The organism is Anaerorhabdus furcosa (assembly GCF_900167375.1).
GTDB lineage: Bacteria > Bacillota_I > Bacilli_A > Erysipelotrichales > Erysipelotrichaceae > Anaerorhabdus > Anaerorhabdus furcosa.
This window is the reverse complement of record NZ_FUWY01000001.1, coordinates 222263-246800: the sequence shown is the minus strand read 5'-3', so window position 1 is coordinate 246800 and position 24538 is coordinate 222263. Positions and strand designations below refer to the sequence as shown.

Here is a 24538-nt window from a genome sequence, read left to right as displayed (position 1 = left end):
AGAGAGGTGAGTGCGATGAAAAAAGTTTTACCCTTAGTGATTGCTGCACTTGCAAGTTTAGCGATTGTATTTTTACTCCCACAATTTTTTGACGTAAATTCAGTAAAAGTTGTAGAAGCAAAAGCACAAATTGAAAAATCAATTCTTCCACAAGAAGTAATTGGTGTTCGAACAGAACCAAAAGAAATAACAAAGATTTATGATTCAGGTGTCTTAGTAGGTGTTTTAAATGATGATGCAGCTGTATCAAATTTATTGACACAAGTTTATACTCAAGAATATGAATCTAAGTTTCCGGGAACACATCTAGATACTGGAAATGATATCTACGAAATTAAGGAATTAAGTTATAATGATTATCAGAACATTGATGATCAAATTACACAATATTTAAAAGAAAAAAACTCATATACTGTTCAAGTGAACGCAATTGATTTTGCGGATGAGAATGGTGTTTTTGCAACGATTTATGTTGATGATGTAAAAAAATATGAAGAGGCTCTTCATAAATATTTAATGTATTTTGTTGAAGAAAGTTCTTTGAATGCAATTACAAGTAATGAAACTGTTCCAGCATTAACTACATATGGTGAAAGAGATATGTCAGTTGAAATATTACAAAATATTTCAATGAAAAAAGCATATGCTTCCCCGGATAAGATTATGACTTCAACCAATGAAATATTAGATTATTTAAAATGGGGTGAAGGTGTTGAAAAACAATACTATACAGTTGTTCCAGGAGATACAATTCAAGGGGTAGGAAGTAAGAATAACTTCTTATCAGATAAGCAAGTTGTAAATATCAATGATGATATTTTAAGTAGTGTGGATCAAGTATTATCGCCAGGTACACAATTGAATGTTACTTATTTCCAATCACCAATTGATGTTGTTGTTAAGAAAGAATCATTGCGTAAAAGAGATGAAGAACCAGGACCTACAATCTATCAAGAAGATGCTTCGATGTATACAAACGAAGAAGAAGTTGTCCAAGAAGCTAAAGTAGGATCAAAGAATTCATTAATAGAAGAAACTTGGATTAATGGTGTCATTGTATCTGGGGAAGAAGTATCATCAATTATCACAATGCAACCTCAACAAGAAATCATTCGTGTTGGAACATTGGAAGTTCCGGGTAATGGTACAGGAACATTTAGATATCCAATTGATAATCCGCTGATTACTTGTCGTTGGGGATGCTATAGTGGTCACCGTGCACTTGATGTTCAAAACCCATACAATCGTTATGGACCAGTTTATGCAGCTGACCGTGGAACAGTTTATGAAGTTGGTTATACAGGTATTAATGGTAACTATATGATTATTGACCATGGTAATACAGGATATAGAACTTATTATGGACACATGAATAAACCAACTGATTTAAAAGTTGGAGATCGTGTTGATAAAGGGGATGTAATTGGTCAAATCGGTATGACAGGTAAAGCATCTGGACCACATGTTCACTTCTTTATTATCGTATCAGCAACAGGTGAAAGACGCGATCCATGTGCTGGATTCTTGGCATGTTAATATGAGATTTGCACTTTGTTGTAGTGGTTCTAAAGGAAATAGTTTTGTCCTACAGGATGATGAGTGTACACTGGTTATTGACTGTGGCTCAACACGAAGACACTTAGAACTAAGTTATCAAAAATTAAATATAAAATTAGATGATGTTGATGCGTGTTTAATCACGCATCATCATGTCGATCATATAAGCCAAATTAAGATGTTTAAGAATACTGAAGTATATTCAGCAAGTCCACTTGATGATTGTTTCTTATTTCATCTTGTAAAACCATTTGAAACATTTCAAGTAAAACATCTAACGATAACACCACTACCACTTAGCCATGATGCTGAGAATACGGTAGGCTATGTGATTGAGAATGGGTTAGAAAAATTAGTGTATATTACAGATACAGGTTATTTAAATGAATCATATTATGAAAAATTAACTGGTGCAGATTACATTATTCTTGAAAGTAACCATGACATTAAGATGTTGATGGAATCGAAGCGTCCACATTTTGTAAAACAAAGAATTTTTTCGGACAGTGGGCATTTATGCAATGAAAATTGTGCGGAGATATTAGAAAAAATAGTTACAGAAAATACGAAGCAAATCTTTTTGGCTCATATATCAGAAGAAGCTAACACACGTCAAAGAGCACTTGAAGTAAATACAGAAGCATTGATGAAAAAGAAGAATTGCTTGAATACTGATTTGATTTTAATTGCAGCAGGACAATTTGAATTAGTACAAGGAGGAGAAGGAAATGAAAAAATTTCTCGTAGCTCTAATTGCTGTTCTCTTGGTTTGGAATAGTTACTTAACTTATGAAATTAGTAGAGTAAAAACACAAGAAACAACAGGGCAAAAAGTTACTCCAATTTATAACAACAATACAATTAATGGATTTACAACTGACTTAACAAACATCGTAACAAAGACAGAATCAAAAGTAGTTGGAATTACAAGTAGTGCTCATGAAGATTTGTTGGGTACGGGTAGTGGTGTTGTTTATGGCAAAGATGATAGTGGCGTTTATATCGTTACCAATCAACATGTAATACAGGGTGCAACAGAAATATATGTATCGTTTGATAATGGTGAAACATTAATTGCTCATCTACAAGGAAGTGATGCTATCAGTGATATTGCATTACTCGTTGTACAACCTACATTTAGTGTGGAAGCATTTAACTTAGGTAATTCAAGCGTAGTGAAAAAAGGTGAGTATGTTTTGGCGATAGGAAGTCCACTTGATTTGAGTTTACAAGGCTCTGTATCCTTTGGTATCATTTCTGGGATTGATCGCTCTATTGCGATTGATACAGATGATAATGGGATTGAAGATTGGGAAATGACAGTGCTTCAAACTGATGCAGCTATTAACCCAGGTAATAGTGGTGGACCACTTATTAATATGAGTGGTGATTTAATAGGAATTACATCAATGAAGTTATCAGGTGATGATGTTGAAGGTTTAGGATTTGCAATTCCAATTAATGAAATTATTCCAATCGTGGATCAACTAAAAGAGAATGGGTACGTTATTCGCCCAATCCTTGGTGTTGTAGGTAAAGATATTTCACAATTAACAATTTATCAAAAGAGTTATATGGGTATTAACTTAGATCGTACAAAAGGCGTGTTAATTACGAAGGTATTTGAAAACACACCTGCTAGTACTGGTGGTATACAAACTAATGATATACTTACAAAAATAGGTGATACTGAAATTACATCCTTCAAAGATTTTAGAAAAGCACTTTATAGTATGAATGTTGGAGATGAAGTTGTACTAACTATTGTTCGAGATAACAATGAAGTTAATATAACTGTAGTATTAGAATGATTAAAATTGTAGCAGTGGGAAAAATAAAAGAAAAATATTTTGTAGATGGTATACAAGAATATATAAAAAGACTTGGACCCTATACTAAAATAGAAATTATTGAAGTACCTGATGGGGCTTGTGCTCCTAATGCATCCATAGCGGAGCAAGAATTAGTAAAACAAAAAGAAGGCGATGCGATATTATCTAAAATAAAAGAAGATGAAGTTGTGATATGTTTAGATTTGCATGGTAAAAACTACAATTCTCTAGAAATAAGTAAGAAATTAGAGGAAATATCAACGTATCAATCAAGTAAAGTGACATTTACGATTGCAGGTTCAATGGGGTATAGTGAAAAAGTAATTCAACGTGCAAATCTACGTTGGTGTCTATCAAATTGCACTTTTCCACACCAAATTGTACGTTTATTGTTGGTAGAACAAATTTATCGTAGCTATAAAATCAGAAAAAACGAAAATTATCACAAGTAACTTCTTGTAAGTTGTACAAATATAGTTTAAAATGAAGACAGTATACAGGAGGATTAAGAAGATGAAACAAATTTCAGTGTTGGTAATTGACCCTGTTGGATTACATGCTCGTCCTGCAACAGTAGCAGTAAATGCAGCTAGTAAATTCAAAAGTGAAGTCAAAGTGGCTTATAAAGGACGTACTGTGAACATGAAATCTATTATGGGTGTAATGTCATTAGGTATTCCTACTCAATCTGAAGTAGTAGTTTCTTGCGAAGGTGAAGATGAAGAAATCGCTATCAAAACTATCGAAGAAGTACTACGTGCTCAAAAAGTCATCGCATAGAGTAAAAATAATTAATTAAGGAAGATGCCTTTTGGTATCTTCCTTTTTTCAACCTAGGAGGGTCGAAATGGAAAACAAAATCGAAAAAAACTTTGAACGTTGGTACAACAATGCAAACATTGATCCAAAACTAAAAAATGAATTGGAAAAAATGGATGAAAAAGCGAAAGCAGATGCATTCTATACGAACATTGAGTTTGGTACAGCGGGGATGCGTGGTGTACTTGGTGCTGGAACCAACAAAATTAACATTCATACCATTCGTAAAGCAAATGCTGGATTTGCAGAGTATATCGCATCACATGGCGATGAAGCATGTCGTCGTGGGGTAGCTATTGGCTATGACAATCGTCATATGTCAAAAGAGTTCGCTATGGATTCTGCGAAAGTACTCGCAACTTATAATATTCAATCCTATGTATTTGAAAGTTTAAGACCAACACCTGAGCTTTCTTTTGCAGTACGTACTTTAAATTGTTTTGGTGGAATTATGATTACTGCTTCACACAACCCAAAAGAATATAATGGGTATAAATTATATGATGAACGAGGCTGTCAACTTGTTCCATCACTTGCATCACAAGTTATTGATCGTGTTAATGCAATTGAAGATGAATTATCAATTGAAGCTAACCCAACACCTGATCAAGAAAAATTAATTCATATGATTGGTGAAGAAATTGATAAAAAATATATTGATGCAGTACTATCAATTCAATTAAATAAAGATGTAAACAAAGATATTAAGATTGTTTTCTCGCCAGAGCATGGAACTGCTAATATTCCAGTAAGAACGCTTTATGATTTAGCTGGTTATGATTGCATTCCTGTACTTGAGCAATGTGATCCAGATCCAGATTTCTCAAATACAAAAACACCAAATCCAGAAGAAGCAGGAGCTTATGAATTAGCACTAGAATATGCAAAGAAAAACGATGCAGATATTATTCTTGTGTGTGATCCAGATGCTGATCGTATGGGAGTTGGTGTTAAACAAGGTGAGGAGTATGTTGTATTAACTGGCAATCAATCAGGAGCTATCTTAATTGAATATATTTTTAGTCAATTAAAGAAACAAAACAAAATGCCAAGCAATGCAGTAATGTTTAACACAGTTGTAACAGGTGATTTAGGTGAAAAGATTGCGGATAGCTATCATGTTGCAACAGAAAAAACATTAACTGGATTCAAATTTATTGGTGAGAAAGTAGCTAAATATGAAATCAATCATGATAAAGAGTATGTCTTTGGATATGAAGAAAGCTATGGATCTCTAATTTCACCATTTGTAAGAGATAAAGATGCGCAACAAGCATGTCTTATGTTAGCTGAAGCTGCTGCTTACTATAAACAAGAAGGTAAAACATTAATTGATATTTTGAATGAACTTTATGAAAAATTAGGTTACTATGATGAATCTCAAGTTTCTATAACACTTGCTGGACAAGAAGGAGCAATGAAAATCAAACAAATCATTTCATCACTTCGTGAAAATCGTTTAGAAGAGATTGCCTTAAAGAAAGTAATTGGATGGGAAGATTATGGAACACTTGAATACTTTAAAGATGGCAAGTTAGCGAAGCTTGAAGGCTTTACACCATCCGATGTACTTAAATATTATTTAGAAGATGGAAGTTGGATTGCGGTACGTCCTAGTGGGACTGAACCTAAGTGTAAGATTTACTTCTGTGTTAAAGGAGAAAATCTACAAGATTCCAAAGATAAGGCAACAATGTATCATGCCGCAATGAAAGAAATCACAGCTTAGTTAAGAGTAAGAAATAATCTTACTCTTTTTTCTTTTAAGAAGTAAGTAGAAATAAAATAAGGTATGAATTTTAAGCTATTAATGGTAAAATAAAACTATATTTAGGAGGTATTTATGACCTACACAACAATAATAGAAAGCTTCCATCAGGGGCATTCCGTAGATGCTTATAAACTCTTCGGTGCTCATTTTTGTTATGAGTCACAAGAAGGAGTAAGATTTACTGTTTATGCACCTCATGCGAAGGAAATACAAGTCGTTGGGGGTTTCAATGAATGGGATGGTAGTAATCACATCATGGAGCGTCTTACTGACAAAGGGATTTGGAGTTTATTTATACCAGGGATTAAAGAATGGGAAACATACAAGTATCGTATAGTTGATCTAAATGGTAATAAAATGGATAAAGCAGATCCATATGCATTCTTTAGTGAAACTAGACCGGGAACAGCATCAAAAGTTGTGCAATTAGATAATTTAACATGGAAAGATCAAAAATGGATGAAACATCGTAGCAAAAACTTTGATCAACCTATGCACATTTATGAAGTACATGCAGGATCTTGGAAACGTTATGAAAATGAGAATTGGTTTACTTATGAAGAATTAGAGAAACAATTAATTCCTTATGTTAAGGAAAATGGATTTACACATATTGAGTTAATGCCACTCAATGAACATCCTTTTGATGGCTCTTGGGGATATCAAGCAAATGGTTATTTCTCATGTACATCACGTTATGGAAATCCAAAGGAATTTGCACATTTTGTAAATCAATGTCATAAGAATGACATTGGTGTTATCTTAGATATGGTTCCAGTACACTTTGTAAAAGACAATCATGGATTAAGAGAGTTTGATGGATTACCATTATATGAATATAAGAATCCAAATGATGCAAATAGCCAATGGGGAACTTGCAACTTTGATTTGTGGAATGAGGAAGTACGTTCATTCTTGATTAGTAGTGCAGCATTCTGGTGTGATCAATATCATATTGATGGAATTAGAATTGATGCTGTAGCAAATATGATTTTCTGGGAAGGAAATAAAGATCGAGGAACAAATGAAGGGGCTCTAGCTTTTATTCGCCGTTTGAATTATTACCTTAGCAAAACATATCCAGAGGTGATGTTGATTGCAGAGGATAGTAGTGATTTTCCAAAAGTTACACAAAGCACCCTTGATATGGGGTTAGGCTTTGATTACAAATGGGATTTGGGTTGGATGAATGATACGCTAAGTTATTATGCAAGAGATCCAATTTATCGTAAATATCATCACAACAATTTATCATTCTCAATGGCTTATTTCTTTTCAGAAAGATTCATTATGCCATTATCACATGATGAAGTTGTTCATGGTAAGAAAACCATTGTTGATCGGATGTGGGGAGATTATGATCAAAAGTTCTCTCAAGTAAGAAACCTGTACATCTATATGATGTCTCATCCAGGTAAAAAATTAAATTTCATGGGTAATGAAATTGGAATGTTTAGAGAGTTTGATGAAGCAAAAGAAGTGGATTGGGAATTGCTTTCTTATCCACGCCATGATAGTTTCCTAAGATTCTTTAATGATTTGAATCATATCTACTTGCATCATGGTGCTTGGAGTAAATATGATTATGATTTAAAAGGGTTTAAATGGATTGATGCAGATAATTCAGAATTAAGCATTTACTCTTACTATCGTGAAGATGAACACGAGGTTTTACTAACAATCTTAAATATGACTCCAGTAGCACATGAAGAGTTCAAACTGGGTGTTCCATATAAGGGTGTATATACTGAATTAATTAATTCAGAAAAAGATATCTATGATGGATGCAATATGTGCAACTTCAAACCAATAAGAAGTAAAAAAGGAAAGCTGAATCATTTAGAAAATATGATATCAGTTCGATTAGCTCCATTTGGTGCGATTGTACTTCATTTGGATAAATCAAAACTTGTAGTAGAGAAAAAAGTAGTTAAAAAAACAATGAAAAAAGATGTGAAGGGATAGAATAATCATGTTTAAAAGTAAAGAAGAATTTATTCAAGAATTTGAATTGAGAATTGCCGAAATGTATGGACGTTCAATTGAACAATCGCACCATACAGAAAAGTACATGGCACTTGGTGAAATGGTAAGAGAGTATGCGAGTTTAAATTGGAAAGCATCAAAAGAGAAAGTAGCGAAAGAAGAAGATAAACAAATGTTCTATTTCTCTATGGAATTCTTAATTGGTCGACTTCTTACAAACAATCTTATGAATTTAGGTATCTATAATATCGTTAAAGAAGGTTTAGATGAACTTGGAATTGATATCAATGAGCTTGAAGATCTAGAATCTGATGCTGGACTTGGGAATGGTGGATTAGGACGCTTAGCAGCGTGTTTCCTTGATTCCCTAGCTTCACTACGTTTACCAGGTAATGGGAACTGTATACGTTATCAATACGGTTTATTTAGACAAAAAATTGATCGTGATGGAAATCAAGTAGAAGTACCAGATCAATGGTTAAAACTTGGAAATGTTTGGGAAGTACGTAAACCTAAACATGCCGTGGATATTAAGTTCGGTGGTCATGTAAATGTTAGCCAAGATGCTCAAGGACATTTTGTTTTTGATCATGTGGATGCAGAACACATTACAGCTGTACCTTATGATATGCCAATTGTAGGTAGAGGAACAAATGAAACAAATACACTTCGTTTGTGGTCTGCAGAAGCAAGCGATATTATTCCCTCAAATAAAGACTTCAGAAAATACTTAGCTGAAGTGCAAGAGATTTGTTTAAATGTTTATCCAGATGATTCAACACCTGAGGGTAAAATATTACGTTTAAAACAACAATATTTCTTTGTGTGTGCAGGATTAAATGCAATAGTACGTGCTCATTTGCGTGTTTATCCAAACTTGGATAATCTTGCGGATAAAGTGGCAATTCAATTGAATGATACACATCCTGTATTAGCAATTCCTGAATTAATGAGAATTTTAATGGATGAACATCACTATGAATGGATGGATGCATGGAATATTGTCGTTAAAGTCATGGCATATACAAATCATACAATCTTACAAGAAGCATTAGAAAAATGGCCAGTTGATTACGTGCGCCAATTATTACCACGTATTTATATGATTATAGAAGAAATCAATTCTCGTTTTCAAAGTAAGGTGGGACGTGAATATCCAGGTGATAATGATATGGCTTATCGTGTTGCGATAATTCGTGATAACCAAGTTCATATGGCAAATCTAGCAGTAATTGGAAGTCATAGCATTAATGGTGTTGCACAAATTCATAGTGAAATCATTAAGAAAGACTTATTTAAGGATTTCGTGAAAATCTATCCAGAAAGATTCAATAACAAAACCAATGGAATTACTCAAAGAAGATGGTTATACTATTCAAATCCTCAATTAACAAAATTGATTGAAGATACAATTGGTAATAAGTTCTTAGATAATTTTGATCATATTGAAGATTTAATGAAACATGTAGATGATGTAAAACTTCAACAAGATTTCTTGAATGTAAAACAGGAGCGAAAAGAAATACTTGCGAAAGTAATCTTAGATAAAACAGGAATTGAAGTAAATCCAAATACGATATTTGATGTTCAAGCTAAACGTCTTCATGCATACAAACGTCAATTGTTGAATGCATTGCATATTATCTATCAATATCAACGATTAAAGAGTGATCCTAGCTATACAATAGAGCCAAGAACCTATATCTTTGCAGCTAAGGCAGCACCTGCCTACGTCTTTGCGAAGAAAGTAATTAAGTTGATTAATAAACTATCAAGTGTAATTAACAACGATCCTGCAGTGAATGATAAACTAAAAGTGGTGTTTATCCCTAACTATAGTGTTTCAATTGCAGAGGTATTAATGAATGCAGCGGATGTATCTGAACAAATATCTACAGCAGGAAAAGAAGCAAGTGGAACAGGAAATATGAAGTTCATGATGAATGGAGCAATTACCCTAGGAACACTGGATGGTGCAAATGTTGAAATTGATGAACTAGTCGGCAGAGAGAACGATGTAATCTTTGGTTTAACAGTAGATGAAGTTACAGCAATTAAACCTACTTATCAAGCTCGTGAATATTATGAAAAAGATATGCGAATTAAAAATGCGATAGATTCATTGATTGATGGTACTTGGATAGATAATAAAGAAGAATTTAGAATTATCTATGATGAATTGTTGTACCGCAATGATGAATACTTGTTGTTAGCTGATTTTGATGCTTATGTAAAAGCACAAGAGAAGATTGAAGAAAAGTATAGAAATAGAAGTGAATGGGCAAAATCATGTCTTATCAATATTGCTAAATCAAATTATTTCTCATCGGATCGTACAATCAAACAATATGCAGAAGATATTTGGCATATTCATTCAGTCAAAATTTAAAAGAAATACAGTTTTATTCATTAAATCAAGGCACTTATACTAAGTGTCTTTTTTTGTTCTGTAAAAAGTTGGCAATTGGCTAGATGTTATGTGGTTATATTTAGAGGTATATTAAATAAGAGGCAAAGAAATACAAGTTATGATTATATTTTCCACGATATAGCAATAAATTATTCTTGGTTATGTAGTCAAAAAACTCAATAAATATAGAAATACAATATAATTTTGACAATGTAGAAGATTTAAAATGTGCTTATTTTAAAGGGTATTTTGAATGTCTATTAAAAATAATATAATATCTTCTGAATATAACCTTCATATAACCAGAATGATTTATTATGTAGACATCAAAAGAAAACATTCGTGGAGTGAGGGTAAATATATGAAGAAAACAACATTTGCATTTTATAGAAAAACAATGCTTACAATGATATCATTAGGACTATTACTAAATTGTTCTGCATTAACGTTTGCAGAGGAAAATAGTAATACTGATGAAAATCAACAAGTTCAAGAAGAAATACTTGTTGAACAAACAGAAGTTTTAACTGAAGAAGTAGCAGTGGAACTTCAAAAAGAAGAAACAGTTGAACAAAGTAATAAATCGATACAAACTCCAAAAGTGCATTTCTCAATTTACTTTGTTGCAGAAGCAAATGGTGAAGTAACAGGACAAACTAAATTTGATTCATTGGTAAGTTCGGATTTATTTTCAAATATAGTAACTGCAATACCAACACCTGTAGCAAATGAAGGTTATGAATTTAGTGGTTGGTATTGGGGTAATAGCTATATTGGTTCTACATCAAGCGAAGTATATTCTTATTTTAAACGAGGAGCTGCATTATCAGATTTAACAATAACTGCTAAATTTAAACAAGTAGAAACTCCAAAAGTACATTTCTCAATTTACTTTGTTGCAGAAACAAATGGAGAATTAACAGGACAAACTAAATTTGATTCATTGGTAAGTTCGGATTTATTTTCAAATATAGTAACTGCAATACCAACACCTGTAGCAAATGAAGGTTATGAATTTAGTGGTTGGTATTGGGGTAATAGCTATATTGGTTCTACATCAAGCGAAGTATATTCTTATTTTAAACGAGGAGCAGCACTATCAGATTTAACGATAACTGCTAAATTTAAACAAGCTACACCAAAATTCAATGTTACAGTAAAATTTGTAACTGAAGGTAAAGGTAGTTTAACTGGAAATGTAACATTTGATTCTACAACAAGTGATTTATTCAAAGATGTAGTTGCTACAATGCCAACACCTGTCGCTGAAGAAGGAAATACATTTGATGGATGGTATTTAAATGGTTCATTAATTGGAACAACTTCTCAAGAAGTATATACAACATTAGAAAATACAAAATTATTAGAGAGTACTGAAATCGTAGCTAAATTTGTTGAAAATACACAAGCACAAGATCCAATAACTCCTCCAACAGATACACCAACTACACCTCCAACTGCAGAAAATCCACAACCTGAACAACCAGTAATCAATGAACCTGTTGAACCAGTTGTGAATAATCCTGGACAAGCTCAACAAATTACTCCAGTTGCTCCAGAAGTTCAAGATGAAACAATTTTGGATGATGCTACACCTGAAGTAATAAATGCCAACAATCTAGATACAATTGAAGAAGAAGTAACACCACTTGCACTTGGTCATGATTCTTGGTCATTAATTAATTTGGTTTTGACTTTAGGTATTGCTGCATTAGCAATTATGATGGTTATAGGCAAGAAGACAACAAATGATGAAACAAGAAAAGTAAACAAGAATGCAAAAGTCATTGGTTGTATAACCGCAGTGATTAGTATCATTATCTTCATCTTAACTCAAGACATGAGTAATCCTATGGCTTTAGTGGATAAATGGACAATCGTGATGTTAATTCTAGGTTTAGTACAAGTAGTTACTTCATTTATAAATTATAAAGTAAAAGAAAATAATGAAGTTGAAAGCGTAAATTGTTAGAAAATGATAAAAGTCGATAAATATCGGCTTTTTTATTTGACAAGTTTACTTGGCAGGTATATACTTCCTTATGACAAGAAAACTTGTCATAAGGAAGGGGTACATATGCCTTTGCAAAATAAAGTTAAAGAATATCGCACTGCGGCTGGTATTAACCAACAAGAATTCGGCCGACTCGTTGGTGTATCAAGACAAACTATTAGTTCAATAGAATGTGGTGATTATCATCCCAGTGTACTTGTAGCTTTAAAGATAGCAAAAATACTAAAAACAACAGTAGAAGATGTATTCGAGTACGTGGAGGATGAAAATGAATAACAGAAAAAAATCATTTTATCGATATATGATAATAACTGCGATTTCAGCATTTATAGGTGGTGCAGGTGGGTTTATTGCAATGATAAGCAGACATCTTAATTGGAATTTTGGTTGGATATTAAAATTACTACCAACAATTATTTGTACATTGTTATTAAGCACTTTGCTCATAATAATGGTGTTAACAATTTTGAAATATTTTAAGGCAAAGAAACTTGTTAATCTATCAAATGATGAAGATGAAGAGATTTATTTACTCGCAGATAAAGAACTTTCAATGGTGTCTTCCTTAAATGCAGTAGGTAGTGTATTAGGTATGGTGATGATGGGCTTAGTAATTCCAATGATGTCTTATTGGGAAAGAAATGATTCTTCATTAATGGGAACTTATTCTATTGTACTAGGTATGACTACAGTTATAATTTTCATTATTTATATAATTGCTAGTACTTGTCTTCAAGTCAAGACAGTTGATTTAATCAAAAAGATTTACCCAGAGAAAAAAGGATATGCGCTTGAGAAAAAATTTGAAACTGTTTGGTTAGAAAGCGCTGATGAAAATGAAAAGAGAATCATCGGAGAAGCGAGCTATTACTCGTATCGCTTAACACAAAAAGTATTATCCTATGTGATGGTAGTAGCGTTGTTTATTGGGATGTTTCAACCCGATTCTTATGTATTCGTTATATTAATAGGTATTGGCTGGCTTACACAAACAATCAGTTATTTAAAAAAAGTTAGAGATTTAGAATTTAAAAAGAAATGAGGATGACATGGAAACGATTTTAAAAGTAGAGGGTTTAAAGAAAACATTTACACTTTCAAAAAAACAAATGAAGTTAGAGAAAACAAAAGATAAAAAGAAAGTAGCAGTTAATGGTATTTCATTTGATGCATATCGTGGAGAAATATTTGGGTTATTGGGACCAAATGGTGCAGGGAAAACGACTACGCTACGTATGATTGCAACATTAATTAAACCTGATGCTGGTGATGCATTAGTGGATGGTAGTAGTATTGTTAAAGATCCAGGAGCAGTAAGAGGAAAGATTGGATTTCTTACGAGCGAATTAAAATTAGAGGATTTCTTTACTCCAAATTATTTATATGATTTTTTCAGTAATTTATATGGTGTTGATGTAGCAACATGTAAAAGTAGAAAAGAAAAACTGTTCAAACGATTTGGTATTGATGAATTTGCGGAAGTGAAAATAGAAAATTTATCAACAGGGATGAAACAAAAAGTATCAATTGTTATTTCACTTGTTAATGATCCAGATATTATTATTTTTGATGAACCTACAAATGGATTGGATATTTTAACTGCAAAAGTGGTAACTGATTTTCTATTGGATTTAAAGAAACAAGGAAAGAGCATTATCGTATCAACACATATTTTTAGTTTAGTAGAAAAAATTTGTGACCGTGTAGGGATTATCATTCATGGCGAAATGGTTTGTGCAGATACGTTAGAACGCATTCAAGATGGAATGAGTATGGAAGAAAGATTCTTTGAAATCTTTGAAGCTCATGGAGGACGTATCGATGCATAACATAGTAACGATTATTAAGAAAGAGTTAGCTCGTTTCTTTAAAGATAAAAAATTAGTATTCACAACTGTATTATTTCCAGGGTTAATGATTTATTTACTTTATTCATTTATGGGTAGTGGATTCTTGAATAAAATGGAAGGGGATTCTACCTATATCCCAAAGATTGTGGTGAATGAAATACCTTCAGAAATCGAACCATTATTTCAAGAAACAAAATATGATTTTAGAGGATTTACTGAAAATGAATTAGATGCAGTATTAACACAAATTGAGAATAAGGAAATTGATGTTGCGATTATATTCCCAGAGAATTTTGAAGAAGATATTCAAACACATTCACAGATTCCAAATGTTGAAATTTATTATAATTCTACAAAATCAGATTCCAGCAGTGCTTACCGCGCATTGATAGCAGTGTTGAGTCAATATGAAAATACATTATCCAATGTATTTGATGTCAATGTTGATCAAAGTATTACATATGATTTAGCATCTGAAAAAGATTTAACTGGAGAAATATTCTCGATGATGTTACCAATGCTTCTTATGATTTTTATCTTTAGTGGTTGTATGGGAATTGCTCCTGAATCAATTGCTGGTGAAAAGGAAAGAGGTACGATTGCTACTCTTCTTGTTACACCAATGAAACGTAGTGAACTTGCGATAGGTAAAATTATAAGTTTGAGTATTATTTCATTACTTGCAGGTCTATCTAGTTTCTTGGGTACAATTTTATCATTACCTAAATTATATGGTGGTCAAATGGATGGAGTAAATGCAATGGCATACTCTATGATGGATTATGTCATGTTGTTAGTCATTATTTTATCGAGTATTCTTATTATTATTTCTTTGATTTCAATCATTTCAGCTTATTCAAAGAGTGTTAAGGAAGCAACAACTGCGATTATGCCGCTTATGATTGTTGTAATGCTAATTGGTGTTAGTTCAATGATGATTTCGGATAAGGGGCCAAGTTTAATTACAGCACTTATTCCTTTGTATAATAATGTAGCATGTATGAATGGAATCTTTGGATTTACCTTAAATCCGATTTACTTCGCGATTACACTTGTTGCAAACTTGATTTATACATTTATCTTTGTCTTTGTATTAGCAAAAATGTTTAATAGCGAAAAGTGCATGTTTTAGGCGAGATTTCTCGCCTTTTTCTTTTGACTAAGGTAATGCTATAATAAGACATATAGTTAGAGGTATTTATGAGACAAGATAGAAGCATTGAAGCTTATTTAGATGATTATGGAAAAGTGACAATCTATGTGTCACATCGTTTTTATCATGGGAAAGTTGATTCATTTTATTTAAAGAACAGTAAAGGGTATTGCAGTGATTGTGTTATTCGCAGTGTGGTGGATCATACTGCTTATACACAATATGATTGTATTGTACCAGCTGAGATAGAATTAGGAATAGAATATAAAATCGTTGATAATCATGGATTTCAAGCAACGCTTCAAATCCGATTTATAGTACGTACTCGAATGTTTGATGAAACATTTAGTTATGATGGAAATGATTTAGGTAATCAATATCATCCTTCGGGAACAAAATTTGCGCTATGGGCACCTACTGCTCATCGCGTAGAATGTTCAATAAAAAAACAACATGAAGAAAAAATAGTTGCAATGACTAGAAGTGATTGTGGTGTATATCGATTGCATGTTGAAGAAGATTTAAAGAATTGTACATACACTTATTTAGTTCATGTAAATGATGAGGTACATGAAGCAACTGATCCGTATGCATTGTCGTCTACATCCAATGGTGGGCGTAGCGCAATTTTAAATGAAGATGAATTTGTGGCGATGTCAACGCGTACATTACCAGAGTTTCAACATCCAACAGATGCAATACTCTATGAACTTAGTGTTCGTGATATGACATCAAGCAGTACAAGTGGAACAAAAAAGAATGGTAAGTATGAAGGATTAATTGAAAGAAATACAAAAAATAATGGTAGACCTACTGGTTTTGATTACATCCGTCTTTTGGGTGTAACACACGTTCAACTCATGCCTGTTGCTGATTTTGCGACAATTGATGAAGATAATCCAAATCGACAATATAATTGGGGATATGATCCATTGAATTATTTCTGTCCAGAAGGGTCTTATAGTACAAATCCAAATCATCCATTAACACGTGTAAACGAATTGCGTAAAGTGGTTAGTTCATTTCATGATGTGGGTATAAGAGTAAATCTCGATTTAGTATTAAATCATCATTATGATTTATCAAAATCAAACTTGAACTTAATTGTTCCATATTATTATTTTAGATATCATGAGAATGGATCACTATCAAATGGTTCATATTGTGGTAATGATACGGATAGTTGTCGTTTCATGATGCGAAAATATATGATTGATAACATAAAAATGTGGATTCAAAAATATGACATTGATGGATTTAGATTTGATTTGATGGGAATACTGGATGTGGATACAATGAATCGTATTGTAAAAGCAGCAAAAGAATTAAAACCAAATTGTATGATTTATGGGGAAGGCTGGAATCTACCAACCTACCTTAGTGAAGAAAACAAGGCATGTATCTCGAATAATGCGAAGATGCCTGATGTAGGACACTTTAATGATTACTTTAGAGATTCAATTAAAGGGAAGTCATCTGAAACAGAATCATTTGTTAAAGGATATTGTACGGGTGATGGTGATTTGGCTTATAATGTCGCAAGTAGTTTTTGCGGTAATGTAAAAAGCAGCAATGCACTTCGTATCTTTCAAGAACCAAGACAATCCATTAACTATGTAGAATGTCATGATAATCAAACCTCTTGGGATAAACTTAAAGACTGTTGCAAGGAAGATACAAGAGAGGTAAGAATTAAGAAGCATAAAATGTGTATAGCAAGTATCTTGTTTTCGCAAGGTGTTCCATTTCTTCATGCAGGGCAAGAATTTTGTCGTACAAAACTAGGCTATCACAACACATACAACTCACCAGACTCAATCAATCAAATGGATTGGGACCGAATGATTCGTTATGAAGATGTAGTACAATATACACGAACTTGTATTATTTTGCGTAAAAAGTTTGAAGCATTTCGATTAAGAAGTGCATTGGAGATTGAAGAGAAGATTAGTTTTGATTATCTTGATGCCAATGTAGTTGCGATTACAATTCATCACCAAGAAAGCAAATGGAATTGCAAAGGAATGAAAATCATACTAAATCCATTTGGGGTAGATCGTCATTTGCATTTTAATGAGAAATGCACATTATTATTAGATGAAAACGGGCTTGTAAAAGAGTTGCATAGTTCACAAGATATTCAGATTAAAGCATATAGTTTACTTGTATGTGCAGTCATGTAAGAGTAAAATAATAAAGGGGTTTAATCCCCTTTTACTTATAGGAGAAAAATATGGGATTTTTAACAAATTTAATTAATAGTGAACAACGTCATTATTCAAAGGCGCAAAAACTTCAAGAGAAAGTATTAACTTTTGAAAATACGATGAGCCAATGTAGTGATGATGAACTTAGAAACAAAACAGATGAATATAAAAGTAGAATCGCAAAAGGAGAATCTTTAGAAAGTTTGTTGCCAGAAGCATTTGCGACTTGTAGAGAAGCAGCAAAAAGAGTATTGGGTGAATTCCCATATCCTGTACAAATACTTGGAGGAGTTCTTTTGCATTTTGGTGATGTAGCTGAAATGAAAACAGGTGAAGGTAAAACATTAACTGCAACTATGCCAATCTATTTAAATGCACTTGAAGGAAAAGGTGCACATGTTATCACCGTGAATGAATATTTAGCTGCACGTGATGCTGAGTGGATGGGAGAGGTTTATCGTTTCTTAGGTTTAACTGTCGGCGTGAATTTACACAGTCTTTCATTTGAACAAAAGAAGGATGTATATCTTTGTGATATTACTTACTCAACAAACTCAGAATTAGGTTTTGATTATTTACGTGATAATATGGCGAAAACACTTGAAGGTAGAGTACAACGTGGGTTACATTATGCAATCATCGATGAAGTGGATTCAGTATTGATTGATGAATCTCGTACACCGCTTATACTATCTGGGTGGGGAGATCAATTATCTCCTTATTATATGAAAGCTGATGCTTTTGCAAAAAGTTGTCGTCGTGAACAGGATGTCGAAATTGTACTTGAAGACAATGCTGTGACATTAACAGAGTCAGGTATAAAGAAAGCAGAGAAAGCATTTAATATGGATCATTTGTATGGTTCTGAAAATGCTGAATTAATTCATTATTTACAAAATGCATTACGTGCAAACTTCTTAATGTCAAAAGATGTTGAATATGTTGTTCAAGAAGATGAAATTGTTTTAGTGGATCAATTTACTGGAAGAAAAATGGAAGGGCGCGAATTCTCTGATGGATTGCACCAAGCCATTCAAGCAAAAGAAAATGTTGGAATTAAGATTGAAAACAAAACACTTGCGACAATTACTTATCAAAACTTCTTCCGTTTATATAATAAGTTATCAGGGATGACAGGTACTGCAAAAACAGAGGAACAAGAATTTTTAAATACATACAATATGCGTGTTTATGTAATTCCTACCAATCGTCCAATTGCACGTGTTGATTATCCAGATGCAATATTTAAAACTAAAAAAGAAAAGTATGAAGCGATTTTAAATGAAGTAGTCTCTTTATATGAAAAAGGACAACCCGTACTTGTTGGGACAATTAGTATAGGAATGAGTGAAAACTTATCAGAATTACTTAAGAAAAAAGGAATTCCACATCAAGTTTTAAATGCTAAAGAAGATGCGAAGGAAGCGCACATTGTTGCAGAGGCTGGAAGAAGAAAAACAGTAACTATCGCAACCAATATGGCAGGACGTGGTACTGATATTAAACTTGGTGAAGGTGTTGTTGAGTTAGGTGGTCTTGTTGTTTTGGGTAGTGAAAGACATGAATCAAAGCGTATTGATAATCAATTACGCGGACGTTCAGGAAGACAAGGTGATCCTGGTTATTCTAGATTCTTTGTATCAATGGAAGATGATTTGGTAGAAAAATTTGCTACTGATTATATGAAAGAAACTATAGATGATTACGAATCTGATAAAGTAAGTGAAGATAAAATGAGAAAACTAGTGGATTCAATTCAAGAAAGAGCAGAGGGATTGCACTTTGATTCAAGAAAGAATGTCTTGGAATATGATGATGTTCTAATGGAACAACGTCGTATGGTGTACTCTCAGCGTGACGAAATCTTAGCAATGGAAGAAATTACTGAACTTGTTGAAAGTTTATATGTTCGAGTAATTGAACGACTTGCATTATCATACAATCAAGATAAAACCAATCAAAATCGTATTCATTGTCATGAACAACTTAAGCGATTAAAAGTAAGTGAAGAAGCTATTGAAGAAGGCTTTAATCAATCAGATAAAGCAAAAAATATTTGGATAGAAAGTGCATTAAGTAATTATCGCCAAATATATCCAGATAATAAAACAATTGAGAAAATAGTCTTCTTAACAATTCTAGATAGACAATGGATGGATCATGTTGATAATATGGACCGATTAAAGAAAGGGATTTATTTAAGACAATATGCATCTGTAAAACCAATTGATGCTTACAAAGAAGAATCAATTGAACGTTTTGAAAACATGATGGATAATATTACAGAACAAACAATTTTTACATTAACAAGTCAACCAGAAAAACAAGAGGAAGCATAATGTTTATCATTTTTGGTACAAAATCAACAAAGAAAATATTAGGTGTACAAAAAAGAGTTCGTTGTGGACGATGCAATAATATCGCACCATGGCAAGTTCTTAAAATTACCAATTGGTTTTCATTATTCTTTTTACCAATTATTCCAATATCAACAAAATATTTTGAAATTTGCCCAATATGTCATGGGGCTAATCAAATTACATATGAAGAAGCAATTCAATCTATTGTAAGTGAGAATGCAGAATAGGAGATAGGATGAAAAAACTAAGTTTAGCAATCCTCTTAGGTTGTTTATTACTAACAGGATGTAGTAAAAAAGAGAAGTTGGATGTGACATCTGAAAACATAGAGATGGTTACAACAGCGGTAGGTAATGCCCTTAAAGATCAAGATACAAAGATGGTAATTAGTTATTTATCAAAAGAAACAAAAAAAGATGTTTCTGATGAAAAAATCAAGACCGCATGGAATTCATTAATTGCGGATGCGGGTTCATTTGTGGATATGGAAGTACAAACATATCGACCTGATGATCGAAATCTAGGTTATGTATTGTATAACTATGAGAATAAAACTTTGAAATTGATGCTTCGATTTGATGATAATATGGAGATTGATCGTATTGTAATTAATCCAGTTCATGAAGAAATTGCACCAGTAACAACGGAAGAATTTACAGAAACAGTTGTAAAAGTTGGTTATGAAAATATGTTAGATGGCATGCTAACGGTACCAAATGGTATTGAAAATCCACCTGTTGTAATTTTGGTTCAGGGATCTGGCTCATCAAATTTAAATGAAGAAGTATATGGTAATAAACCATTTGAAGATATTGCACATGGTTTAGCAAAACAAGGGATTGCATCGATTCGCTATGATAAGCGTTATTATGCTTATCCTGAGTGGGATGGTGTTCGTGAGACTTCACTTGATTGGGAATACTTTAATGATTTTTCAAGTGTAGTTCATCAATTGGAAGATATGCCAGTAAATCACAATCAAATTTATGTAATTGGTCATAGTCAAGGAGGCATGTTAGCTCCTCGACTTGCATATGATCATCCAGAGGTAAAAGGAATTATTTCGCTAGCTGGATCACCTCGAGGACTTGAAGAAATTATAAAAGATCAACAATTGAATGCCCTTTTAGATCAAGGGTATAAAATGGAAGAACTTGAAGGACAAGTTAAATCAATTGATGATAATATCGTAAAGATACAAGCATTAACAGAAGAAACAGCTGATGATTATGTTGTGTGGAACTTCCCACTAAGTTATTGGTATCAAATGAATCAGTCTCGTGCAAAGAATTACTTTGATGAATTAAAATGTGATGTGCTAATTCTTCAAGGTGAAGAAGACTTCCAAGTATTCTTTGACAATGATTATGAAGAATGGAAAAAACTTAGCGAAGGAAAAGACAACGTTATGTTTAAATCATATCCAGGATTAAATCATTTGTTTATGCCAACAATCGAAGGAACAACAGAAGATTATCAAGTGCCTGCTACTGTAAATCAAGATGTTATTGACGATATGGCAAACTGGATAAATAATAGAGAACTAAGTAAAGGGGATAAAAATGGATAAGAAAACATTAAAAAGTTATGCAAAGTTAGTTGTTCAATCAGGAATTAATTTGCAAAAAGGGCAAGAAGTAAAAATTGTGATTTCACCACAAAATGCAGAGTTTGCACAATATTTAACTGAAGAAGCATATAAAGCAAAAGCAAGTAAGGTTATTGTGAATTTCCAAGATGAAACAATTTCAAAACTGAATAGTAAATATCGTTCATTAAAATCATTAAGTACAGTAGAAAAATATGAAGAAGCAATTGAACAGTATGATGTAGATAAGAAACCTTGTTATATCTATGTAGAAGATAAGGATCCAGATTATTTAAGTGGTGTGGATACAGGAAAACTTTCAAAAGCAAGACAAGCTCGTTATCCAATTTTAAAACCTTATCGTGATGCACAAGATAATCAATATCAATGGGTTATCGTAGCTTTGCCTTCAGTGAAGTGGGCTAAGAAAATATTCCCAAATGTTAGTGATGAAGAAGCATATCGTTTATTGGATGATGCCATTTGCAAGTGTACACGTCTAGATGGAGATCCAATTGCGAATTGGGAAAAACATAAGAAAACATTATCTACAAAAGCACGTAAGATGAATCGTTATCATTTTGATAAATTGACTTATACTTCATCAAATGGAACAAACTTAACACTAGGATTACATCCTAAGCATGTATGGTTAAGTGCTGAAGAGACTCATTTAGGTGGTATTCAGTTTGTAGCGAATATGCCTACTGAAGAGGTTTTCACAATGCCTGATAAATATCGTGTTGATGGGAAAGTTGTATCAACAAAAGCATTATCTTATCAAGGAAACTTAATTGAAGATTTCTCAATTCAGTTTAAAAAAGGAAAAGCTGTTAAAGTTAAAGCAAAAGTTGGACAAAAATATTTGGAAGAAATGGTAAAGATGGATGATGCAGCAGCATATTTAGGTGAAGTTGCACTAGTTCCTTTTGATTCTCCAATTAATAAAACGGGTATTATGTTCTACAACACATTGTTTGATGAGAATGCATGTTGTCATCTTGCGTTTGGTATGGCATTTAAGAATAACTTAAAAGGTTATGAAAAAATGACAAATGATGATTTTGAAAAAGAAAATTACAATGATTCAATGATTCATGTTGATTTTATGATTGGATCTGAAGATTTAAAAATAGTAGGTACAACGATGAATCAAGAAGAAATAACAGTATTTGAAAATGGAGTTTGGGCTATATAATCAGTGTTTATGCCTTATTTTAAGAATTAATGTTCTTGAAATAAGGCTTTTATTTTGGGTGTGGGTTAAAACTTTCACAAAAAAGTACGATTTTGAATGAATTTATCATGATGTCTTGTTATAATAACACTGTAAACTTTGGGGGACTAACAATGAACATTTCTTGGGATGCGATATTAGGTGGATTTGGCCTCTTTATATTCGGAATTAAGTTTATGGGAGATGGCTTAAAGAGCCTAGCAGGCGATAAGCTAAGAGAATATATTGATAAATATACAACTAAACCAATTATGGCTGTTTTAATTGGAACGTTGATTACCGTAGTAATTCAATCATCATCTGCTACTACAGCAATAACAATTGGACTAGTTCGTGCAGGGTTGATGAAACTTGAACAGGCTGCTGGAATAGTGATGGGTGCTAACATTGGTACTACAATTACAGCGTTTATTATTGGATTAAAGGTAGAAAAATTTGCGTTGTTCTTTGTTTTTGCAGGAGCAATTGTCTTGTGTTTTGGTAGTCGTAAAAAATTACATTACTTAGGTGAAGTAATTTTAGGTTTTGGATTATTATTCTATGGATTAAGAATCATGGGTGATGCATTAAAAGCATTAAAAGATATTCCGCAATTCATTGAATTTGCACAACTTGCAGGTGAACAACCAATCTTAGCGTTACTTGCAAGTACAATCATGACGGGATTAATACAATCCTCATCAGCGGTAATTGGTGTTGTTCAAAAAATATATGAAGCTGGCGGTATGCCATTAATGGCTGCCATCGCATTCGTGTTTGGTTCAAATATTGGTACCACAATTACAGGTATCTTTGCTGCAATTGGAGGCTCACTTGCTGCCAAGCGAACTGCTGGTATACATACATTATTTAACGTAGTTGGAACACTATTGGGAATGTTACTTTTAGTCCCATATGTTCAAATCGTAATCTACTTAACGGGAATGTTTAATTTATCGCCAATGATGCAGATTGCAGTAGCGCATATTATATTCAACTTAGTTACTACACTCTTGTTCTTCCCATTCTTAAAACAAATGTGTGCGCTTATTCGTAAAATTATTCCTGGTAATGAACCAGAAAAATTGGATGTTAATATTGATGGATTGTCTGATGTATTACCACACACACTTCCAAGTACCGCATTGAATGTTGTTAAGGAAGTTATTGTGAAGATGAATGCAGTGGTAGAGCGCAATGTTAAAGACTCACAAAAATATTTAATGAATCCAAAAGCAAATGCTGAAGATAAAGAACATATCATGCAAGCAGAGGGATTAATTAATAGTTTAGATAAAAAGATAGTTGATTATTTGTTACTCATTTCAAAAGCTGATATGACAGAATCTGATTTTGTTGAGTACAATTTAGATTTACAAGTAGTAAAAAATTTAGAGCGTATTGGTGATATTACGGTGAATCTTACAGAATTCTATGAAATGGTAAAAGAAGATAAATCAAATTTCACAAAAGAGGCAATTGGTGAATTAAATTCGATGTATGAATTGTTCTATCATATGGTAAACAGTTCAATTGATATTTATTTGACCAAAGACTATGCACGTTATGAAGCACTCATGGAAGATGAGAATTATATGGATTTACTAGAATATGAATCACGTCAAAGACATTTTGAAAGAATGCGTGATGGAAAATGTTCATCAATGATATCTGGTTCAGTATATTGTGATATTTTAAGTAATATGGAACGTATGGCTGACCATTGTTGCAATATTGCGAAAGCAGTTTTTGTTGATAAGAAATAAACCATCGTA

The 24538-nt window shown here is 32.7% G+C and carries 19 protein-coding genes; all 19 read left to right on the top strand.

The window, feature by feature from the left end; translation table 11 throughout:
* The first annotated feature begins 15 nt into the window (after positions 1-15).
* A complete protein-coding gene (locus B5D14_RS01265) occupies positions 16-1536 on the top strand; it encodes a M23 family metallopeptidase (protein ID WP_078710767.1) in 1521 nt (506 codons plus the stop codon).
* A 1-nt stretch (position 1537) separates the two neighbouring features.
* Positions 1538-2335, top strand: a complete 798-nt coding sequence (locus tag B5D14_RS01260; RefSeq protein WP_078710766.1) for an MBL fold metallo-hydrolase — start codon at positions 1538-1540, stop codon at positions 2333-2335.
* A complete protein-coding gene (locus B5D14_RS01255; protein ID WP_078710765.1) occupies positions 2286-3368 on the top strand; it encodes a S1C family serine protease in 1083 nt (360 codons plus the stop codon). Before B5D14_RS01260 ends, B5D14_RS01255 begins: the two co-directional genes overlap by 50 nt.
* Positions 3365-3841, top strand: coding sequence for a 23S rRNA (pseudouridine(1915)-N(3))-methyltransferase RlmH (rlmH, locus tag B5D14_RS01250; RefSeq protein WP_078710764.1), 477 nt, complete (start codon positions 3365-3367; stop codon positions 3839-3841). Before B5D14_RS01255 ends, rlmH begins: the two co-directional genes overlap by 4 nt.
* A 61-nt stretch (positions 3842-3902) precedes the next feature.
* Entirely contained in the window at positions 3903-4169 is a 267-nt protein-coding gene (locus tag B5D14_RS01245; RefSeq protein WP_078710763.1) for an HPr family phosphocarrier protein, read from the top strand.
* Between the two features lie 67 nt (positions 4170-4236).
* On the top strand, positions 4237-5937 hold the full coding sequence (locus B5D14_RS01240) for a phospho-sugar mutase (RefSeq protein WP_078710762.1): 1701 nt from the start codon (positions 4237-4239) through the stop codon (positions 5935-5937).
* Positions 5938-6051: 114 nt separating this feature from the next.
* The gene (gene glgB, locus B5D14_RS01235; protein WP_078710761.1) at positions 6052-7944 is read left to right on the top strand and encodes a 1,4-alpha-glucan branching protein GlgB; all 1893 of its coding nucleotides are present in this window, start codon (positions 6052-6054) and stop codon (positions 7942-7944) included.
* Between the two features lie 7 nt (positions 7945-7951).
* A complete protein-coding gene (locus B5D14_RS01230; RefSeq protein ID WP_078710760.1) occupies positions 7952-10354 on the top strand; it encodes a glycogen/starch/alpha-glucan phosphorylase in 2403 nt (800 codons plus the stop codon).
* A 382-nt stretch (positions 10355-10736) separates the two neighbouring features.
* Positions 10737-12347 carry an FILTED domain-containing surface protein gene (locus B5D14_RS01225; protein WP_078710759.1) on the top strand — a complete coding sequence of 537 codons (1611 nt, stop codon included), beginning with the start codon at positions 10737-10739 and terminating at the stop codon, positions 12345-12347.
* A 105-nt stretch (positions 12348-12452) separates the two neighbouring features.
* The gene (locus tag B5D14_RS01220) at positions 12453-12665 is read left to right on the top strand and encodes a helix-turn-helix transcriptional regulator (RefSeq protein WP_078710758.1); all 213 of its coding nucleotides are present in this window, start codon (positions 12453-12455) and stop codon (positions 12663-12665) included.
* Complete coding sequence (locus tag B5D14_RS01215; RefSeq protein ID WP_159443680.1) at positions 12658-13431, top strand: DUF3169 family protein; 774 nt, start codon at positions 12658-12660, stop codon at positions 13429-13431. The genes B5D14_RS01220 and B5D14_RS01215 overlap by 8 nt, the downstream gene beginning before the upstream one ends.
* Positions 13432-13438: 7 nt before the next feature.
* Positions 13439-14218: an ABC transporter ATP-binding protein gene (locus B5D14_RS01210; protein ID WP_078710756.1), complete on the top strand. Its 780-nt coding sequence runs from the start codon at positions 13439-13441 to the stop codon at positions 14216-14218.
* Complete coding sequence (locus B5D14_RS01205; RefSeq protein ID WP_078710755.1) at positions 14211-15371, top strand: ABC transporter permease; 1161 nt, start codon at positions 14211-14213, stop codon at positions 15369-15371. The genes B5D14_RS01210 and B5D14_RS01205 overlap by 8 nt, the downstream gene beginning before the upstream one ends.
* Positions 15372-15439: 68 nt before the next feature.
* Entirely contained in the window at positions 15440-17575 is a 2136-nt protein-coding gene (gene pulA / locus B5D14_RS01200) for a type I pullulanase (protein ID WP_078710754.1), read from the top strand.
* A 50-nt stretch (positions 17576-17625) separates the two neighbouring features.
* Positions 17626-19938, top strand: a complete 2313-nt coding sequence (secA, locus tag B5D14_RS01195; protein ID WP_078710753.1) for a preprotein translocase subunit SecA — start codon at positions 17626-17628, stop codon at positions 19936-19938.
* Entirely contained in the window at positions 19938-20186 is a 249-nt protein-coding gene (locus B5D14_RS01190) for a zinc ribbon domain-containing protein (RefSeq protein ID WP_078710752.1), read from the top strand. Before secA ends, B5D14_RS01190 begins: the two co-directional genes overlap by 1 nt.
* A gap of 8 nt (positions 20187-20194) precedes the next feature.
* Positions 20195-21529 carry an alpha/beta hydrolase gene (locus B5D14_RS01185; protein WP_078710751.1) on the top strand — a complete coding sequence of 445 codons (1335 nt, stop codon included), beginning with the start codon at positions 20195-20197 and terminating at the stop codon, positions 21527-21529.
* Positions 21522-22745, top strand: a complete 1224-nt coding sequence (locus tag B5D14_RS01180) for an aminopeptidase (RefSeq protein ID WP_078710750.1) — start codon at positions 21522-21524, stop codon at positions 22743-22745. Before B5D14_RS01185 ends, B5D14_RS01180 begins: the two co-directional genes overlap by 8 nt.
* Before the next feature lie 152 nt (positions 22746-22897).
* A complete protein-coding gene (locus tag B5D14_RS01175; RefSeq protein WP_078710749.1) occupies positions 22898-24529 on the top strand; it encodes a Na/Pi cotransporter family protein in 1632 nt (543 codons plus the stop codon).
* Positions 24530-24538 lie beyond the last annotated feature (9 nt).

Excerpts from the sequence above, each read along its gene's own strand:
- B5D14_RS01265 (WP_078710767.1), top strand. The coding sequence starts at position 16 with ATGAAAAAAGTTTTACCCTTAGTGATTGCTGCACTTGCAAGTTTAGCG.
- B5D14_RS01260 (WP_078710766.1), top strand. The coding sequence starts at position 1,538 with ATGAGATTTGCACTTTGTTGTAGTGGTTCTAAAGGAAATAGTTTTGTC.
- B5D14_RS01255 (WP_078710765.1), top strand. The coding sequence starts at position 2,286 with ATGAAAAAATTTCTCGTAGCTCTAATTGCTGTTCTCTTGGTTTGGAAT.
- rlmH (WP_078710764.1), top strand. The coding sequence starts at position 3,365 with ATGATTAAAATTGTAGCAGTGGGAAAAATAAAAGAAAAATATTTTGTA.
- B5D14_RS01245 (WP_078710763.1), top strand. The coding sequence starts at position 3,903 with ATGAAACAAATTTCAGTGTTGGTAATTGACCCTGTTGGATTACATGCT.
- B5D14_RS01240 (WP_078710762.1), top strand. The coding sequence starts at position 4,237 with ATGGAAAACAAAATCGAAAAAAACTTTGAACGTTGGTACAACAATGCA.
- glgB (WP_078710761.1), top strand. The coding sequence starts at position 6,052 with ATGACCTACACAACAATAATAGAAAGCTTCCATCAGGGGCATTCCGTA.
- B5D14_RS01230 (WP_078710760.1), top strand. The coding sequence starts at position 7,952 with ATGTTTAAAAGTAAAGAAGAATTTATTCAAGAATTTGAATTGAGAATT.
- B5D14_RS01225 (WP_078710759.1), top strand. The coding sequence starts at position 10,737 with ATGAAGAAAACAACATTTGCATTTTATAGAAAAACAATGCTTACAATG.
- B5D14_RS01220 (WP_078710758.1), top strand. The coding sequence starts at position 12,453 with ATGCCTTTGCAAAATAAAGTTAAAGAATATCGCACTGCGGCTGGTATT.
- B5D14_RS01215 (WP_159443680.1), top strand. The coding sequence starts at position 12,658 with ATGAATAACAGAAAAAAATCATTTTATCGATATATGATAATAACTGCG.
- B5D14_RS01210 (WP_078710756.1), top strand. The coding sequence starts at position 13,439 with ATGGAAACGATTTTAAAAGTAGAGGGTTTAAAGAAAACATTTACACTT.
- B5D14_RS01205 (WP_078710755.1), top strand. The coding sequence starts at position 14,211 with ATGCATAACATAGTAACGATTATTAAGAAAGAGTTAGCTCGTTTCTTT.
- pulA (WP_078710754.1), top strand. The coding sequence starts at position 15,440 with ATGAGACAAGATAGAAGCATTGAAGCTTATTTAGATGATTATGGAAAA.
- secA (WP_078710753.1), top strand. The coding sequence starts at position 17,626 with ATGGGATTTTTAACAAATTTAATTAATAGTGAACAACGTCATTATTCA.
- B5D14_RS01190 (WP_078710752.1), top strand. The coding sequence starts at position 19,938 with ATGTTTATCATTTTTGGTACAAAATCAACAAAGAAAATATTAGGTGTA.
- B5D14_RS01185 (WP_078710751.1), top strand. The coding sequence starts at position 20,195 with ATGAAAAAACTAAGTTTAGCAATCCTCTTAGGTTGTTTATTACTAACA.
- B5D14_RS01180 (WP_078710750.1), top strand. The coding sequence starts at position 21,522 with ATGGATAAGAAAACATTAAAAAGTTATGCAAAGTTAGTTGTTCAATCA.
- B5D14_RS01175 (WP_078710749.1), top strand. The coding sequence starts at position 22,898 with ATGAACATTTCTTGGGATGCGATATTAGGTGGATTTGGCCTCTTTATA.